The sequence below is a fragment of the Paraglaciecola hydrolytica genome (genome assembly GCF_001565895.1).
Taxonomy (GTDB): Bacteria; Pseudomonadota; Gammaproteobacteria; order Enterobacterales; family Alteromonadaceae; genus Paraglaciecola; species Paraglaciecola hydrolytica.
The window spans coordinates 1-16,662 of record NZ_LSNE01000002.1 but is presented as its reverse complement, the minus strand read 5'-3'; the positions used below and the strand labels follow the sequence as shown (position 1 = coordinate 16,662).

The following is a 16,662-nucleotide window of genomic DNA, read 5'->3' as shown; positions in this document are numbered from 1 at the left end:
TTTAATAAAGGCTTGATGCCCTGCTCTGCCGTCGCATTTTTTAAGGCACGTAGTTTTTCTGAAGAGGCCCTTTTCCATTTGGGCAACTCAATCAAGGCTTCACTTAAACTGTCTTCAAGCTCATCAATCAGTTGATAATATTGCGTGCGTTTTTCTTCACTCAACTCGGCAAAATCCGCGTCAGTTAGTGACTTACCGTCCACTATGGGCGAAAAGGTAATCACCCCACCTTCTTCAAATAAAGCCACACTTTTACGCAAAGCAAGTTTTTCGACTTCATCAATGGCTTTGTCGTAACCTTGTTCAAATTCACGAGCAATAGCGGCTTTTTTGCGCTGGTAACCTGGGTTGTCAAATGCCGCGGGAAAGGTATCGAGCAACTCATCCAATAAGGTATTTAACTCTTTATATAAACGTTTGCTTTCGCCAGCCACTAAACGCAGTGCATAAGGCTCACGTTCGTCTTCAAAATTATTGATATAACACCAGTCATCTGGCGTGGCAGTGGTGCTGACATATTTATTGATATACTCATGCACTAAGGTAAAACGACCAGTGGCTTGCTCCCCCATCACATACAAATTATAACCGCGCGCATCAATATCCAAACCAAAGGCCAGTGCATCACGTGCACGACTTTGGCCGATAAAAGTGGAATTTAAAGCACTGCTGTCTTTGAGCGCTTGATTGATCAAACGGCGACTGGGTTTAGCCGTCAACTGCGGCAAGGTTAAAGCATATTGGCTTAGCATAGTGTCCATAAACTACATAGTTTGGCGTAGTGAAACGCGGATTTAAGAGGCTGTCAAACACAAAGCAGTCATTGTAACGGGAATTTATCTTGAAACAGACATTCCTTTGTTATTATTTTCAGCATTAGCTTATTAACCCCTCTTTAGCCCCAGCCGTGTGTATGTTTTTTAAACAGCCTTGGCATATTCACAACTAAAGGGGCAAAAACTTAGGATTAAGCGCTTTTAATCCGGCCTCTACTATTGTTTCTGATAGCTACGCTAAGGTATTCTTGCAGGCTATCTTTTCCTTATTATTATCGCCGCGGAAGTCTTTTTTAAATGGCACAAAAACTATATCAACCTCAACAAATTGAAAATGAGGTACAAGCTTTCTGGGAAAGCAATAACACGTTTAAAGCAGTTGAACAGCCAGAGAAAGAGAAGTTTTACTGTTTATCAATGTTTCCTTATCCAAGTGGCCGTTTGCACATGGGCCATGTACGTAACTACACCATAGGCGATGTGATCAGTCGTTTTCAGCGTATGCAGGGCAAAAATGTCTTGCAACCTATGGGGTGGGATGCCTTTGGTTTACCGGCTGAAAACGCGGCAGTAAATAACAATACAGCGCCCGCTAAATGGACCTACGCCAATATCGACTATATGAAAACCCAACTTAAATCGCTGGGTTTTGGTTACGATTGGGACAGAGAAATTGCGACCTGTAAACCTGAATACTATCGTTGGGAACAGTGGTTTTTTACCCGCCTGTTTGAAAAGGGCTTGGTTTATAAAAAGAATGCCACGGTTAACTGGGATCCTGTTGATCATACCGTATTAGCAAACGAGCAGGTTATTGATGGCCGCGGTTGGCGCTCTGGTGCTTTAGTAGAACAAAAAGAAATCCCCCAGTGGTTTGTTAAAATTACCGATTATGCCGAAGAGTTAGTTAACGACTTAGAGCAATTGGATGAATGGCCTGATCAAGTCAGAACCATGCAGAAAAACTGGATTGGCCGTTCTGAAGGTGTCGAAATCACTTTCGACTTAGCTCAGCAAGTTGCCGGAGCAGACTCTTTTGATGTTTATACCACTCGCCCCGATACTTTATATGGTGTGAGTTATGTGGCGGTTGCCGCCCAACATCCCATCTCTCTTGAAGCCGCTAAAAGCAATGCACAACTAGCCCAATTTATCGACGAGTGTAAAAATACCAAAGTGGCCGAAGCAGAAATGGCAACGATGGAGAAAAAGGGCTGCGCTACTGGATATTTTGCGATTCATCCTTTAACCGGCGAGCAAATCCCAGTATGGGTGGCTAACTTTGTCTTAATGGGCTATGGCTCTGGCGCGGTAATGGCGGTACCTGGCCATGATCAACGTGATTGGGAGTTTGCAACAAAATATAACTTAGCGATCACACAAGTCATTGCCCCTACTGATGCGGATGTAACCGTCGATTTAAGTGCCAGTGCTTATACCGAAAAAGGTTTATTGGTTAACTCGAACGAATACAACGGATTAACCTCTGCCGAGGCTTTTGAACAAATCGCCGCTAAATTAGTCAGTTTGGGCAAAGGGCAAAAAAAGGTTAACTATCGTTTACGCGACTGGGGTGTTTCTCGTCAGCGTTATTGGGGTTCACCCATCCCGATGTTAAATCTTGAAAACGGTGAAGCAGTGCCTGTACCTGCCGAGCAATTACCAGTAATTTTGCCCGAAGATGTCACCATGAATGGCGTAATTTCGCCGATCAAAGCCGACCCAGAATGGGCAAAAACCACATACCAAGGCCAACCTGCCCTGCGTGAAACCGATACCTTCGATACCTTTATGGAATCATCTTGGTATTACGCTCGTTATGCTTGTGCGCAAAACACTGATGCTATGCTCGATCCCAAACAAGCCAATTATTGGTTACCAGTTGATCAATACGTGGGTGGTATCGAACACGCTATTTTACATTTATTGTATTCACGTTTTTTCCATAAGTTACTACGTGATGAAGGTTTGGTTGAATCATCTGAACCCTTTAAACGTTTATTATGTCAAGGCATGGTACTTGCCGATTCGTTTTACCGTGAAGACGCCAGTGGCAAACAAACCTGGTATGCACCTATTGATGTCACTAGCGAAAAAGACGACAAGGGCCGGATTATTCGCTCAGTGTTGACTGCCGATGGTTTAGAAGTTAAACACGGCGGCATGACTAAAATGTCTAAGTCGAAAAACAACGGCATCGACCCTCAGCAAGTAATCGATGTTTATGGTGCCGATACTATTCGTGTCTTTACCATGTTTGCTGCGCCACCAGAGCAAACTTTGGAGTGGATAGATTCAGGTGTCGATGGCGCCCACCGTTTTGTGAAACGTCTGTGGAATCTAACACAAGAACATCTTGAAGCCGGTGCAGTAGAGCCTTTAAATCTAAGTTTGTTAACTGGCGAGCAAAAAAATCTGCGTCGTTTAGTGCATAAAACCATTGAAAAAGTCACTGATGATGTAGGCCGTCGTCAAACCTTTAATACTGCGGTAGCGGCGGTAATGGAGCTACTTAACCATTTACATAAAGCCCCGCAGGTAGAAGCACAAGACCGTGCCTTAGTGCGTGAAGGCATAGAAGCCATTGTATTGATGTTAGCGCCTATCGCTCCGCATATTTGCCATGTGTTGTACAAAGATTTGGGCTTTACCCAAGCCATTGAAACAGCGCCTTGGCCTGTAGTCGATACCAGCGCTTTAGTTGAAGATGAAAAACTGGTAGTAGTGCAGGTTAACGGCAAAGTGCGCGCTAAAGTCACAGTGGCCGCGGATGCCACTCAAGAGCAAGTCCAAGCCCTTGCGCTAGAAGAGCACAATGTTAAACCCTATGTAGAAGGCCTTAGCTTACGTAAAGTAATCTACGTACCAGGTAAATTACTGAATATCGTGGCAAATTAAAGATGAACAGTAAGGTGCTTAAGCAAATCATAAAATGCATGATAGTTGGCAGTCTCGTGTTTGTTTTAAGCGCCTGTGGATTTAGTTTACGTGGTGATTTTAGCTTGCCAGCTAGCATTCAAAACCTACAACTCAGTAATAGTGGGCATGATGCCGCACTAAAACGCACCCTCGAAAAACGTCTTAAGCACTACAAGCTGAACATGCTCGACAAAAACATCACTGATACACCGGCAGATTTAAGTATTATTTTGCTGCCGGATGAATTAGACCGGCGTTTATTGTCGCTGTTTTCGACAGGTCAAGTAGCTGAATATGAATTGGTTTATACGGTTAAATACCTCATGCAATTTGCCGGACATGCCAGTCAGAGCGTGACATTTACCGTTACTCGCGAATACCAGGATGATCCCGATGCGGTATTGGCAAAATCACGTGAATTAGATCTGGTAGTAAGTGAAATGCGCCAGCAAGCCGCAGATCGCATTATCCGTCAGATTTCTAGCTATTATGCCAATTTAGCTACTGTGCCTGTTCAGTAATGCAAGTTTATCCCAATCGTTTAAAAGCCGCAGTTGAACAAAAGCTAGCCGCGTTTTATTTGATTTTTGGTGATGAACCCCAGCAAAAACTTGAGGCTATTCAAACCATCCGTGATGTTGCACTAAAACAGGGTTTTGATGAAAGACAATCTCTGACAGCGGATACCCAATTCAACTGGGATACCTTAGTTGAAGCCACACAAACTATGTCGTTGTTTTCTGCCCGTCAACTAATTGAACTTGAATTGCCCACCGGCAAACCTGGTACTGAAGGCAGTAAAATATTAAACATGTTAGCCAGTCAAGCTAATCCTGATGTGCTAATAGTGCTGCACGGCGCCAAAATTGGCAAAGATGTGCAATCCAGTAAATGGTTTAAAGCCCTCGATAAACTCGGTGTGTATGTGCCTTGTTATCCTCTGGAAGGCAATCAATTAGAGCAGTGGCTGAGTCAACAAATGCAGTTGGCCGGCTTGCAGGCATCTAAACAAATTTGCCAATTATTGGTGGATTATTGTGAAGGCAATATGCTGGCTGCCAAACAAGAAATTCAAAAACTTGCACTTTTATACCCAGCTGGCAATCCCAGCCTTGAACAGGTTGAGCAAGCCGTTGTAGATCAAAGCCGTTTTACCGTATTCCATTTAATTGATGTATTACTGGCAGGCGATGCGCAAAAAGCAGTCAAAATGCTTTACCGCCTAGAAAGCGAAGGTATTGAGCCGACCATCATTTTATGGGCCCTAAGCCGTGAATGGCAAACCCTGCAAGCCTTGTTATTTGCGCGCCAAGCCGGGCAAACGCCAAACTGGAATCAACATCGCATATGGGGCAGCCGCCAAGCTTTGTATAATGCTGCCATGCAACGCCTGAGCTTAGCCAACATGCATACTCTGCAGCAAAAACTCAGTGTGCTGGATTTTGCGATTAAACAATCACAGATTAACCGGCCCTATGTGGAATTGTGTCATTTGTGCTTGATGTTTATCCCTTTTCAGCTCGATGCCATGCCCCTTGATTACGGGTTGAGTGATTAATGCAAGCTCCACTGGGAATTTTTGGTGGCACTTTTGATCCTATTCATAACGGCCATATTTATCCTGTTCTCGAAGCCGCCAAACAAACGGGCATTCATAACATAGCCTTAATGCCCAATTATTTACCTGGGCATAAAAACGCAGCAAGTAGCTCGTCTGAACATCGTTTAGCGATGGTAAAACGAGTGTGTGAACAATTTCCTATTTTTTATCCCGAGCCTTTTGAAATAGAACAAGCTAAGGTAACTTACAGCGTCGATACATTGTTGGTGTTCAGGCAAAAATATCCCGATACCCCACTGTGTTTTTTTATTGGTAGTGACTCATTGTATTCATTGCCAAGTTGGCATCGTTGGCAAGAATTATTAGGTCTATGCCATTTTGTGGTGTGTCAGCGCCCCTGTGATCTAGCTCATTATCAAAGCTCTGCGCACTGGCCTACTGTGCAACGTTTACTTCAACAATATCAGGTCACTCAAGCTGAAAAATTACACTCTAGCGTGGCAGGTTGTATCTATTTGGCCAATACCAGTGAAATCAATCTTTCATCTAGCCAAATCAGAGCTCAACTTGCACAGGGTCAAAGCCCGCACAATGTGCTGCCCAGTGCTATCAATCAGTATATTGAGCAACATAAGTTATATCAGCAATCTGTGAATATCTGATAAACTTGCCACTTAAACTCATCTTGTAAGGAATATCTTTGGATCACCAACAATTAAAAACATTTGTCATCGAAAAAATAGAAGACCTTAAAGGTCGAGACATAGTCGATCTTGATGTCGCAGAAAAATCATCAGTAACAGAAACTATGTTAGTTTGCTCTGGAAATTCAAAACGTCATGTGGTTTCTATCGCCGAAAATATCGTGGTTCAAGCCAAACTAGCAGGCAATCAGCCCTTGGGCATAGAAGGCAAAGAAACGGGTGATTGGGTACTGGTTGATTTAGGTGATGTTATAGTGCACGTAATGCAAGATGAAGCCCGTGACTTTTACCAGTTAGAAAAACTGTGGGGCTAGGCTTAGGGCTTGGTTTGATCTTGACCAACAAGCAATAGCAGTGTAGTTGCCATGCGTATTCAAATAATTGCCGTTGGGCAAAAAATGCCAGCTTGGGTTGAGCAGGGATTTCAGGAATATCTCAGACGTTTTCCTGCTGATATGCCCCTAAGCTTGAGCGAAATTCCAGCCGGTAAACGTGGCAAAAATGCCGATATTAAACGTATCCTACAAAAAGAAGGTGAACTTACCTTAGCCGCCATCCCTAAAGGCAATCGTATTGTCACTTTAGAAGTCAACGGCTCAACCTGGGATACCCCCAAATTAGCCTTACAAATGCAAAAATGGCAAATGGATGGCCGTGATGTAAGTTTGTTAATCGGTGGACCTGAAGGTTTAGCGCCAGAATGTATCCAAGCTGCGGAACAAAACTGGTCTCTTTCGACTCTCACTCTTCCGCACCCCCTAGTTAGAATAGTGGTGGCCGAAAGTTTATATCGGGCATGGTCAATTAATAATAACCATCCCTATCACAGAGAATAGCCTTGGCAACACCACGCATTATCATTAGAGATCATACCGCAGAAGCCAATTTATTTGCGCGTCGCAGTGTGATCGCTATCTTAGTGATTGTGGTGATGATCGCCATGGTATTAACCAACTTACACTACCTGCAAGTCACTCGTTTTGAAGACTATCAAACACGCTCCAACGGTAACCGCATCAAGGTATTGCCCGTCGCCCCGAACCGCGGACTTATTTATGATCGTAATGGCATATTGTTAGCCGAAAATCGTCCGGTTTACAGCTTAGAAATTATTCCTGAGGAAATCGACAACCTCGATCAAACCCTGTTTGAACTGCAAAAATTGTTTAACTTAGATGACGATGATATAGCCGAATTTCATCGGGACCTTAAACGTCAACGGCGCTTTAAACCCGTTACCTTGCACAATCGTTTAAGCCCAGAAGAAGTAGCAATATTTTCAGCGCGCCAGCATTTGTTTCCGGGAGTATCAGTAGAAGCCCGTTTAGCACGTCATTATGCCTATGGCGAAACCCTGACCCATGTACTGGGTTATGTAGCTAAAATTAATAAAACCGATTTACAAAAATTAGCCGAAGCCGGTCAGGAAGCCAACTACGCTGCAACCTATGACATAGGTAAACTGGGCATTGAAAAGTATCACGAAGAATTATTGCATGGGCAGGTAGGTTATCAGGAGGTAGAGGTTAACAGTAAAGGCCGGATTATCCGTACGCTGGATTTCAGACCACCTATCCCAGGTCAGGATATTGTACTCAACATCGATTTAAAACTTCAGCAAGAAGCCCAAAAAGCCTTTGCTGGAGGACGTGGTTCGGTAGTGGCTATCGATCCGCGTGATGGTGGTGTGTTGGCTCTGTATAGTAGCCCGAGTTATGATCCAAACTTATTTGTCCATGGTATCAGTAGTAAAGCCTATAACCTGTTACTTAACTCTAAAGACCGTCCTTTAATCAATCGCGCAACTCAAGGCCAATATCCACCCGCTTCGACAGTTAAACCGCTGCTCGCGCTCGAAGGTCTGGAAGAAAACCTGATCACCACAGAAAGTAAAATTTGGGATATCGGTAAATATCATTTAAAAAATGTCGAACGCGTTTGGCGCGACCATATTCCTTGGGGACATGGCTGGGTTAACGTAACTAAATCCATTGAAGTGTCCTGTGATATTTTTTTCTATGACTTAGCCTACAAACTTGGCATTGACCGCATCAGCGAAAGCATGAGTGAATTTGGTTTTGGTGATTATACCGGTGTTGATTTACACGAAGAAGCTGACGGGTTTATGCCCAGTCGTGGCAGTGTCAGAGCAACCTTTAACCGTGCATGGTATATAGGGGATACCATTAACGTTGGCATAGGTCAAAGTTACTGGACAACCACCCCTATTCAACTCACGCAGGCTATTACTACCCTCGTGAATCGGGGTAAAAGTGTGATCCCACAAATCATACGTGGCAATATGCAAGATGATCGTTTAGTTATCGAACCTGGCAAAGAACGACGCCCCATCACGGTAAAAAACCCATACAACTGGGATATCGTCATGGATGCCATGTATGGCACTGTTAATCGTGACCACGGAACAGCGCGAAAGGCCTTTAGAAATGCGCATTATACCTCAGCAGGTAAAAGTGGTACGGCGCAATTAGTCACTATTGCACAAGATGAAAAATACGATGCCAATAAGGTACGTGAAGAACATCGCGATAACGCGATGTACGTCGGTTACGCCCCCTATGACAATCCACAAATAACCATCAGTGTGGTACTTGAAAATGCCGGCCACGGTGGCTCAGAAGCGGCCCCGATTGCTAAACTTATGATGGATTATTATTTTAAAGATCAGGTATTCCCTAAACATCAACTCATCGAGTCTCTGTCAGCCAAAAGCCATGAGAACAAACTCTCAAGCGTTAAAGAGGTGGATTAAACTTTGCTCAGAATTAAATTATGTTAAGAATTAAATTTACCAGCAATAACTCCAGTTTTTTACATCGTATACATTGTGATGGGCCGCTGTTATTTGGTTTGTTTGTCTTAATGGCAGTCGGGCTGGTAACGATTTATTCCGCTGGCGGTCAAGATATGGACTTAATCCAGCGTCAACTCACACGTTTAGGTCTGGCACTCGTTGTTATGCTGATGCTGGCTCAAGTTCCACCGATGACCTATCAAAAAGTTTCCCTGTATTTTTATATTGCCGGCGTACTCATGTTAGTTGGCGTTTTGGCTGTAGGCGTTATAGGTAAAGGTGCTCAGCGCTGGCTTGATCTTGGTTTTTTTCGTTTTCAACCTTCTGAAATTATGAAACTCGCCGTACCCATGATGATTGCCTGGTATATCAGTCGTTTTAATTTACCTCCCAAAATCAGCCATATCTTAGGCGGTTTGATATTAATGGGTATTCCTACCCTATTAATTGCTAAACAACCAGACTTGGGCACAGCATTATTAATAGCTAGTTCTGGCATCTTTGCCTTGTTTCTAGCAGGCATGAGTTGGCGTTTCATCACTATGGTGGGTATATGCATTTCGGCTTTCACCCCGATTATGTGGATGTTTTTGATGCAGGATTACCAAAAACAAAGGGTATTAACCTTCCTAAATCCTGAAACCGATCCGCTAGGTTCGGGTTATCATATCATTCAGTCACAGATTGCCATTGGTTCTGGTGGTTTACATGGTAAAGGCTGGATGCACGGTACTCAGTCACAGCTAGAATTTTTGCCCGAGCGCCACACCGACTTTATTTTTGCGGTTTTTAGCGAAGAATTTGGTTTTTGGGGTGTTGTTGGTTTGTTGTGTATTTACGCCTTTATCGTGGCACGCGGCATGATGATCGCGGTTAACGCCCAAGATGCTTTCAGTAAGATCCTGGCTGGCAGTATAACCCTGACGTTTTTTGTCTATGTCTTTGTCAATATGGGCATGGTTTCGGGCATCTTGCCGGTAGTGGGTGTGCCCTTGCCTTTAGTCAGTTATGGCGGTACGTCCATGGTGACTTTGTTAGCGGGATTTGGAATACTAATGGCGATAGGTACACAAAAACGTTTGCTGTCCCGTTAACGTAAAGCAGTGTTAGTTACTACTATTAATAATAAGAGTTTTAGCAGGCATTTTTTGTGCTGTTGATCGGAGAAACCATGTATTTTCGTGTTGTTTTATGGTGTATCGCCATTTTTTTAAGTACAAATCAGCTCAATGCAGAACCATTGGCAGAACAGCAACAGTTTATTAAGATGATGGTTGAAAAACATCAATTTTCTGCCACTGACTTACAGCAACTATTTGCTCAGGGCACTAAAAATAACGACATTCTGCAATCTATCGCCAAACCTTGGGAAGCGAAGCCCTGGCATCAGTACCACCCTATTTTTCTAACTGAAAAGCGTCTTACTAAGGGCCTTGAATTTTGGCAAAAATATCAAACTGAGTTAGCTAAGGCACAGCAACAATACGGCGTGCCACCTTCGGTAATTGTCGCCATCATTGGAGTAGAAACCTTCTACGGCAGTTATACCGGCAAATATTCGGTATTTGACGCACTGACAACTTTAGGTTTTTATTATCCACCTCGCGCGACGTTTTTTCGCAGTGAGCTTGAACATTTATTGTTGCTGGCCAGAGAAGAAAACTTTGACATTCAAACCCTACGAGGCTCCTATGCGGGTGCTATGGGTTGGGGCCAATTTATCCCCTCCAGTTATCGCGCTTATGCGGTAGATTTTGACGGTGATGGAGTCCGCGACCTGCTCAATAATCCGGTGGATGCCATTGGTAGTGTGGCCAATTATTTCAAACGTCATGGCTGGCAACCGGGGCAAGATGTGGCTTTTCCGGTCAGTGTCAGTGGCAAACAATACCAACAATATATCAATAAACAACTTCGCTTAAATAATACCTGGCAAACCTTGCAGCAAGCAGGCGTTAAGTTAACTGGTCTAAGCCAGCCTAAGCAGACTTTACTTGCCACCACTAAAGTAAAGTTGCTCGAGTTAGAGCAAGCTGAACAAAATGAATACTGGGTAGTATTACCTAACTTTTATACTATCACCCGCTATAACCACAGCCCTTTATACGCCATGGTGATCTACCAATTTAGTCAACAATTAGAACAGGCATTTTCAGCTCATGTTAGTGTTACGTCCGTTTCTCAATAGCGTCAAAAACCTCAGGCATATTAGCGTTATAGCCTTTGCTATTTTGCTTTCAGCTTGTGCCCAGACTCCCACTGGACGTTATCATCAACAACATGATTCGCCACCTAAAGTCCTGCCACAAGAAGTAAAAATGCATGATGCGGTGCCAGGTTATGAACCTTACGCACCCGCGAATTTGCGACCCTATACCGTGCGTGGCATCAACTATCGCCCTCTTGAAACGGGCAAAGGTTATAGTGCCGAAGGTACGGCTTCGTGGTATGGGCAGAAATTTCATGGCCACTTAACCTCTAACGGTGAAGTGTATGATATGTATACAATGTCAGCAGCTCATACCACCTTACCCCTGCCCTCTTTTGCGCGCATAACCAATCTCGCCAATGGTAATCAAGTGGTGGTACGAATTAATGATCGAGGGCCTTTTCATGCCAACCGCTTGGTCGATTTATCCTACGCCGCAGCATTAAAATTAGGCATGTTAAGTCACGGTACCGCTAAGGTGAAACTTGATGTAATCCATATAGATCAAGAAGGTCACGTCACTGTTGGTAATACTCCGACGATCAAAGCAAACAACACAAATGAGAGTGTCACGAGCAGCAGTCCGCCTAAAAATCTGTATATTCAAGTTGCGGCCTTACAGGATAAAAATAAAGTCGAACAGCTAGGCAGTGGTTTAACTTCTTTATATCAGGTACCTTTTCACTCACCTTACGAAAATGGAATATATCGTTTACGTTTGGGGCCACTAAGCGACGAACAAACAGCCAGCCGTTTGCTCGGTGAACTAAAAGAAAATGGTTATCAAAGCGCTTATAAAATTTATCTGCCTTAAGTCGGATCAAAAACAGCGAACCTTTTAAGTGCATACAGGTCGTAACAACTAGTTCGGCGATTAAGTAGTAACGATAAAAGTGCTGAATTTATTGTTTACGGAACAGTATTTTAAGCTAGAAAGTGCTATATTAGCCGCCGAATTTATGGTGCTGGTGGTTTTATAAACTATCGCACATTCTCCTAACTCAAATCACAAAAACGGTTGATTAATGCAAAAACTCCATTCTTTTTGTGCTGCACTTTTTAGCAGCCTTGCACTCCTTGTTAGTTCAGCAACTCTAGCTGCCGTGGTGATCCCACCTGCACCCGGTGTTGCCGCCAAAGGTTTCATCCTGATGGATTATCAAACAGGTAAAGTCATTGCTGAAGAAAACGCCGACATTTTACTACCACCAGCCAGTTTAACCAAAATGATGACCAGCTATGTCATTGGTCGTGAAATTGCTAACGGCAATATTAAAGAAACTGATTTAGTCACTATTTCAGAAAATGCTTGGGCTAAAAACTTTCCAGACTCTTCAGTGATGTTTATCGAAGTGGGCAAACAAGTTTCGGTTGCCGATCTTAACCGCGGTATTATTGTGCAATCAGGTAACGATGCTTGTGTGGCCATGGCCGAGCACATCGCCGGTAGCGAAGATGCCTTTGCCAATATGATGAATATGCATGCCGAACGTCTAGGTATGTCCTCTACTCATTTTGTTAACAGCCATGGTTTACATGATGCTGATCACTATACTACCCCTCGTGATATGGCCATTTTGGCCAAAGCCTTGATTAGAGATGTGCCCAAAGAATACGCTATCTACAGTGAAAAAGATTTTACCTTTAGCAATATTAAACAATACAACCGTAATGGCTTGTTATGGGATAAAAGCCTGAATGTTGACGGAATTAAAACCGGCCATACCTCTGATGCAGGCTATAGTTTAGTGACCTCTGCTACTCAGGATGATATGCGTTTAATTTCGGTGGTCATGGGTACTGAGAGTGAAAGAGCGCGTAAAGAAGAAAACAAAAAGTTGCTCAAATATGGCTTCCGTTTCTTCGAAACTATTACCCCTTATAAAGCCGGTGCCAGTTTCGCCACCCAACGTATATTTATGGGCGATAAAGACAACGTCGATCTTGGTATTTTACAAGATACCCCCATTACCATCCCACGTGGACAAGCAAAAAAATTAGAAGCTAATTTTAAGCTGGATAAAAAACTGCAAGCCCCTCTCGCCAAAGGCGAAGTGGTCGGTAAACTGTATTTACAAATAGATGGTGAAGATGTTGCTGAGTACCCATTGGTGACTTTGCAAGAAGTCAACGAGGGTGGATTTTTTGATCGTATGGTTGATTACGTAAAACTCAAACTCGGCTTCGACAGTTAATTCTCTATCTTAATTGAGAGTGTTATGGAAACTAACTTTGATAAATTGCTCGACTTTCCTTGTCAGCAAACCTTTAAAATTATGGGTGTGGCGCATGAGCGCCTACCTGATGATGTGATTGCCTGCTTGCAAATTCATGCACCAGGCGACTACATACCAAAAATCAAACCCAGCCCTAAAGGTAACTATCACTCAGTATCACTCAGTGTGACAGTGACCAGTAAAGATCACATGGAAATCCTTTATAAAGAGCTTGCCGCCCTTGAACTAGTGCGTGTTGTACTTTAGTTAGCAATTAGGGCTTTATGACAGCACATACTCATTTAATTGTCAGGCAATTGGGCCGTCAGCCCTATTTTCCTATCTGGCAAGCCATGCAAGATTTCACCGATACTCGGGGCGAAAACACCAGCGATGAACTATGGCTGGTCGAACATGAGCCAGTGTTTACCCAAGGTCAAGCGGGCAAAGAAGAGCACTTATTAGCGCCCGGCGATATTCCAGTAGTAAAAGTGGACAGAGGTGGCCAGGTTACCTATCACGGGCCAGGTCAGCAAATGTTGTATGTATTGCTCAACCTTAAACGCAACAAACTGGGCGTACGTGATTTAGTCACCGCATTAGAAAAATGTGTAGTGAATAGCTTACAAACTTATAATATTGATGCTTATCCCAAAGCCGATGCGCCGGGAGTATATGTGGATGGTAAAAAAATCTGCTCTATTGGCCTTAGGATCCGCAAAGGCTGTTCCTTTCATGGCCTAGCCTTAAACGTTAATATGGAATTAAGCCCATTTTTAAGGATTAATCCTTGTGGTTACGCTGGCTTAGAAATGATAAATTGCGCACAATTGCACGGGCCAGCCAACTTAGCTGATGCAGGTAAACTGATTGTTGAATCTCTATGTGAATTACTTGGCCTAAATAGGCCAGATTCACCCACATTAATTGAATACAGAGAAGGTTTTGATGAGTAACGTTCAGATCCAAGGGCGCGTACAAGCGGGTGTAAAGTTACGCGATGATGAAAAGGTTAAACATATCCCCATCACCATTTTGCCCACTGAAAAAGCCGAAATGTTGCGCAAACCTAACTGGATAAAAATTAAATTACCCAGCGATACCAGTAACATTGATCATATCAAGAAGACCTTGCGCAAAAATAATCTGCATTCGGTTTGTGAAGAAGCCAGTTGCCCTAACTTGGCAGAGTGTTTTAACCACGGTACCGCCACCTTTATGATTTTGGGTGATATCTGTACTCGTCGTTGCCCTTTTTGTGATGTAGCCCATGGTAAACCGTTACCGCCTAGTGCTGAAGAGCCAATTAAACTGGCCAAAACCATCGCTGAAATGCACCTGAAATATGTGGTTATTACCTCGGTTGACCGTGATGATTTGCGTGACGGTGGCGCCCAGCATTTTGTTGATTGTATTAATGCCATTCGTGAACACAGCCCAAGCACCAAAATTGAAGTTTTAGTACCGGATTTTCGTGGTCGTATGGACAGAGCACTTGAAATATTTAAAAACGGTGTGCCTGATGTATTTAATCACAATTTGGAAACCATCCCTCGCTTGTATTTAGAATGTCGCCCCGGAGCTAACTATCAATGGTCATTAGACTTGTTGAAAAAATTCAAAGCCCAACATCCTGAGATCCCCACTAAGTCAGGTTTGATGATGGGCATGGGTGAAGACAAACACGAAATCGCCGAAGTGCTCAAGGACTTACGCGCCCACAATGTAGAGATGTTAACGCTGGGCCAGTATTTACAACCCAGCAAACACCACTACCCACTCAAACGTTACGTACATCCTGACGAGTTTGACGAGTTGGGTGTCATCGCCAAAGAAATCGGCTTTAGTCATGCTGCCTGTGGCCCTATGGTGCGCTCTAGCTACCATGCAGATAAACAAGCCGCTGGTGAAGAAGTGAAATAAGCTTCGAGCTTCGATAAAAATAAAAAACAAAACTCGCCCTAAGGCGAGTTTTTTGTTTGAATAACTAAAACATTATTCAGGCCTTTTATGAAAACCTTGCTCTCCGTTTTGTTTCTCTTGCTTAGCCCTGTGGTATTAGCCATCGATGAATGGCGCACACCTGAAAATGACAATCTCATCTACATGCAACTTGATAGCGGCACTGTGATTATCGAGCTCGCACCTTTTATGGCACCTAAACACGTTGAACAGTTTAAAGCACTAGTCAAAGAGGGCTTCTATGATGACTTGGATTTTTATCGAGTAATTGATGGTTTTGTCGCTCAAGGAGGAGATGTCAGTGAACAAAAAACCAGCCAACATAACCACACATTAAAAGCCGAATTTAGCCGCCCTGCTCCACAAAACACAAGTTTTCTGCCCGTACAAAAGCCTGATTTCATGGCGCCTGAAACTGGGTTTCTAGCTGGTTTTGCTGCCGGACGTGATCCTGCCAGCAAACAAGAGTGGCTACTTCACTGTCCAGGCACTTTAGCGATGGCCAGAAGTAACGAAGCTAATTCAGCTAGCAGCGATTTTTACATTGTCATCGGCCAAGCCACCCGCCATTTAGATCGTAATATGAGCTCCTTTGGACGAGTCATTTACGGCATGCCTGCGATCCAAGCCTTGCAACGGGCCGATATCAATAATGCCAGTGGAGTAATCGACGAGCCCAGCAAACGCAGTAAAATAAAATGGATCAAATTAGCCAGTGATGTACCAGCCAATGCTCGTCTTAATGTTCAGGTACAGAATGAAAAATCTGAGGCTGTCAGCCAACGTTTAGCCAGCGCGCGCACTCTAGATAGTGAGTTTTTTCACTTCAAAGGTAATGGCAATTTAGATGTATGTTATTACCAGTTAAAATCTCGTTTGCTTAGCCAATAAAACCTAGTGTTAAAACAAATTAGCCTGCACTATGCACTTAATATCTATCTAGGATAAATACTCAAAATGAACTTGGACAAAGCGCAAAAACGCCTTACAAAACTGCACAAACGTGGCGATCATGGTTATCCACTGATTCAAATCCAGTATTTTGGTGCAAACACGTCTTTAGCAACAAAAGTAGAGATCAGCTTTACCCCCGAACAAGGCGCCCAAAGCTTTGCAGAATCCTTTACCACCACGACTGATATCCGCCTTGATGAAACGATACAAACTACCCTACTCAAAATTATTGACCGCGCAGAAGCAAAAACCGTGGTGCTTAAAGAGCCAGTACTGGTGTTGGCTAAATAACAAGCCAAAACATATCAGCCACACTGAGCTGCGCTCGCAGTGTAGATAAAGTGAATGGCTGCTAAGTGAGAATTGAGGGAAGCATGGTCAACACATCGGCCTGGGCTGGACGAAAAAAAGATAGTTTTAGAATTATCTGATAACTTGAATATCAGTCAGCTATTGTTTAGATTATCAGTTAGCTGTCGGCCACACTAAACTGCCTTCGCCCTGCTAGGCTGGGACAGCTAGCGGATAATATCCGAGGGAGGAAAC

At 43.5% G+C, this 16,662-nt stretch carries 17 protein-coding genes; 16 read left to right on the top strand and 1 reads right to left on the bottom strand.

Annotated features, from left to right (window positions below; translation table 11 throughout):
* Positions 1-752, bottom strand: a 752-nt coding sequence (locus AX660_RS22940) for a Lon-like protease helical domain-containing protein (RefSeq protein ID WP_157884298.1), incomplete at its 3' end; no start/stop codon positions are given.
* A 321-nt stretch (positions 753-1,073) separates the two neighbouring features.
* On the opposite strand from AX660_RS22940, the gene leuS reads away from it, so the two are divergent.
* From leuS to AX660_RS00845, 16 genes are all read left to right on the top strand, one after another.
* Positions 1,074-3,674: a leucine--tRNA ligase gene (gene leuS / locus AX660_RS00920; RefSeq protein WP_068371176.1), complete on the top strand. Its 2,601-nt coding sequence runs from the start codon at positions 1,074-1,076 to the stop codon at positions 3,672-3,674.
* A gap of 56 nt (positions 3,675-3,730) precedes the next feature.
* A complete protein-coding gene (locus AX660_RS00915) occupies positions 3,731-4,216 on the top strand; it encodes an LPS-assembly lipoprotein LptE (RefSeq protein ID WP_327082836.1) in 486 nt (161 codons plus the stop codon).
* Positions 4,216-5,253 carry a DNA polymerase III subunit delta gene (gene holA / locus AX660_RS00910; RefSeq protein ID WP_068371173.1) on the top strand — a complete coding sequence of 346 codons (1,038 nt, stop codon included), beginning with the start codon at positions 4,216-4,218 and terminating at the stop codon, positions 5,251-5,253. Before AX660_RS00915 ends, holA begins: the two co-directional genes overlap by 1 nt.
* On the top strand, positions 5,253-5,918 hold the full coding sequence (nadD, locus tag AX660_RS00905; protein WP_068371170.1) for a nicotinate-nucleotide adenylyltransferase: 666 nt from the start codon (positions 5,253-5,255) through the stop codon (positions 5,916-5,918). The genes holA and nadD overlap by 1 nt, the downstream gene beginning before the upstream one ends.
* Positions 5,919-5,956: 38 nt before the next feature.
* A complete protein-coding gene (rsfS, locus tag AX660_RS00900) occupies positions 5,957-6,274 on the top strand; it encodes a ribosome silencing factor (protein WP_068371167.1) in 318 nt (105 codons plus the stop codon).
* A 51-nt stretch (positions 6,275-6,325) separates the two neighbouring features.
* Positions 6,326-6,796 (top strand): 23S rRNA (pseudouridine(1915)-N(3))-methyltransferase RlmH, encoded by a 471-nt coding sequence (gene rlmH / locus AX660_RS00895; RefSeq protein WP_068371164.1) that lies wholly within the window; start codon positions 6,326-6,328, stop codon positions 6,794-6,796.
* Between the two features lie 2 nt (positions 6,797-6,798).
* A complete protein-coding gene (mrdA, locus tag AX660_RS00890; RefSeq protein WP_068371161.1) occupies positions 6,799-8,733 on the top strand; it encodes a penicillin-binding protein 2 in 1,935 nt (644 codons plus the stop codon).
* 20 nt (positions 8,734-8,753) lie between these two features.
* Positions 8,754-9,869 carry a rod shape-determining protein RodA gene (gene rodA / locus AX660_RS00885; RefSeq protein ID WP_068371158.1) on the top strand — a complete coding sequence of 372 codons (1,116 nt, stop codon included), beginning with the start codon at positions 8,754-8,756 and terminating at the stop codon, positions 9,867-9,869.
* 77 nt (positions 9,870-9,946) lie between these two features.
* Positions 9,947-10,963, top strand: a complete 1,017-nt coding sequence (mltB, locus tag AX660_RS00880; protein ID WP_068371999.1) for a lytic murein transglycosylase B — start codon at positions 9,947-9,949, stop codon at positions 10,961-10,963.
* Entirely contained in the window at positions 10,935-11,798 is an 864-nt protein-coding gene (locus tag AX660_RS00875) for a septal ring lytic transglycosylase RlpA family protein (protein ID WP_082768682.1), read from the top strand. The genes mltB and AX660_RS00875 overlap by 29 nt, the downstream gene beginning before the upstream one ends.
* A 211-nt stretch (positions 11,799-12,009) precedes the next feature.
* Entirely contained in the window at positions 12,010-13,179 is a 1,170-nt protein-coding gene (locus AX660_RS00870; RefSeq protein WP_068371155.1) for a serine hydrolase, read from the top strand.
* A gap of 24 nt (positions 13,180-13,203) precedes the next feature.
* Positions 13,204-13,467: a DUF493 family protein YbeD gene (gene ybeD, locus AX660_RS00865; RefSeq protein ID WP_068371152.1), complete on the top strand. Its 264-nt coding sequence runs from the start codon at positions 13,204-13,206 to the stop codon at positions 13,465-13,467.
* A gap of 17 nt (positions 13,468-13,484) precedes the next feature.
* Positions 13,485-14,156, top strand: a complete 672-nt coding sequence (lipB, locus tag AX660_RS00860; RefSeq protein ID WP_068371150.1) for a lipoyl(octanoyl) transferase LipB — start codon at positions 13,485-13,487, stop codon at positions 14,154-14,156.
* Positions 14,149-15,123 carry a lipoyl synthase gene (gene lipA / locus AX660_RS00855; RefSeq protein WP_068371147.1) on the top strand — a complete coding sequence of 325 codons (975 nt, stop codon included), beginning with the start codon at positions 14,149-14,151 and terminating at the stop codon, positions 15,121-15,123. Before lipB ends, lipA begins: the two co-directional genes overlap by 8 nt.
* Positions 15,124-15,210: 87 nt before the next feature.
* A complete protein-coding gene (locus AX660_RS00850) occupies positions 15,211-16,053 on the top strand; it encodes a peptidylprolyl isomerase (RefSeq protein WP_068371144.1) in 843 nt (280 codons plus the stop codon).
* A 66-nt stretch (positions 16,054-16,119) separates the two neighbouring features.
* On the top strand, positions 16,120-16,407 hold the full coding sequence (locus tag AX660_RS00845; protein WP_068371141.1) for a hypothetical protein: 288 nt from the start codon (positions 16,120-16,122) through the stop codon (positions 16,405-16,407).
* The last annotated feature ends 255 nt before the right edge of the window (positions 16,408-16,662 follow it).

What these genes read in the sequence shown, in the direction of transcription:
- holA (WP_068371173.1), top strand. Translation starts at nt 4,216, where the DNA reads ATGCAAGTTTATCCCAATCGTTTAAAAGCCGCAGTTGAACAAAAGCTA.
- ybeD (WP_068371152.1), top strand. Translation starts at nt 13,204, where the DNA reads ATGGAAACTAACTTTGATAAATTGCTCGACTTTCCTTGTCAGCAAACC.
- leuS (WP_068371176.1), top strand. Translation starts at nt 1,074, where the DNA reads ATGGCACAAAAACTATATCAACCTCAACAAATTGAAAATGAGGTACAA.
- rlmH (WP_068371164.1), top strand. Translation starts at nt 6,326, where the DNA reads ATGCGTATTCAAATAATTGCCGTTGGGCAAAAAATGCCAGCTTGGGTT.
- AX660_RS00875 (WP_082768682.1), top strand. Translation starts at nt 10,935, where the DNA reads ATGTTAGTGTTACGTCCGTTTCTCAATAGCGTCAAAAACCTCAGGCAT.
- nadD (WP_068371170.1), top strand. Translation starts at nt 5,253, where the DNA reads ATGCAAGCTCCACTGGGAATTTTTGGTGGCACTTTTGATCCTATTCAT.
- lipB (WP_068371150.1), top strand. Translation starts at nt 13,485, where the DNA reads ATGACAGCACATACTCATTTAATTGTCAGGCAATTGGGCCGTCAGCCC.
- AX660_RS00850 (WP_068371144.1), top strand. Translation starts at nt 15,211, where the DNA reads ATGAAAACCTTGCTCTCCGTTTTGTTTCTCTTGCTTAGCCCTGTGGTA.
- lipA (WP_068371147.1), top strand. Translation starts at nt 14,149, where the DNA reads ATGAGTAACGTTCAGATCCAAGGGCGCGTACAAGCGGGTGTAAAGTTA.
- mltB (WP_068371999.1), top strand. Translation starts at nt 9,947, where the DNA reads ATGTATTTTCGTGTTGTTTTATGGTGTATCGCCATTTTTTTAAGTACA.
- AX660_RS00845 (WP_068371141.1), top strand. Translation starts at nt 16,120, where the DNA reads ATGAACTTGGACAAAGCGCAAAAACGCCTTACAAAACTGCACAAACGT.
- AX660_RS00870 (WP_068371155.1), top strand. Translation starts at nt 12,010, where the DNA reads ATGCAAAAACTCCATTCTTTTTGTGCTGCACTTTTTAGCAGCCTTGCA.
- rodA (WP_068371158.1), top strand. Translation starts at nt 8,754, where the DNA reads ATGTTAAGAATTAAATTTACCAGCAATAACTCCAGTTTTTTACATCGT.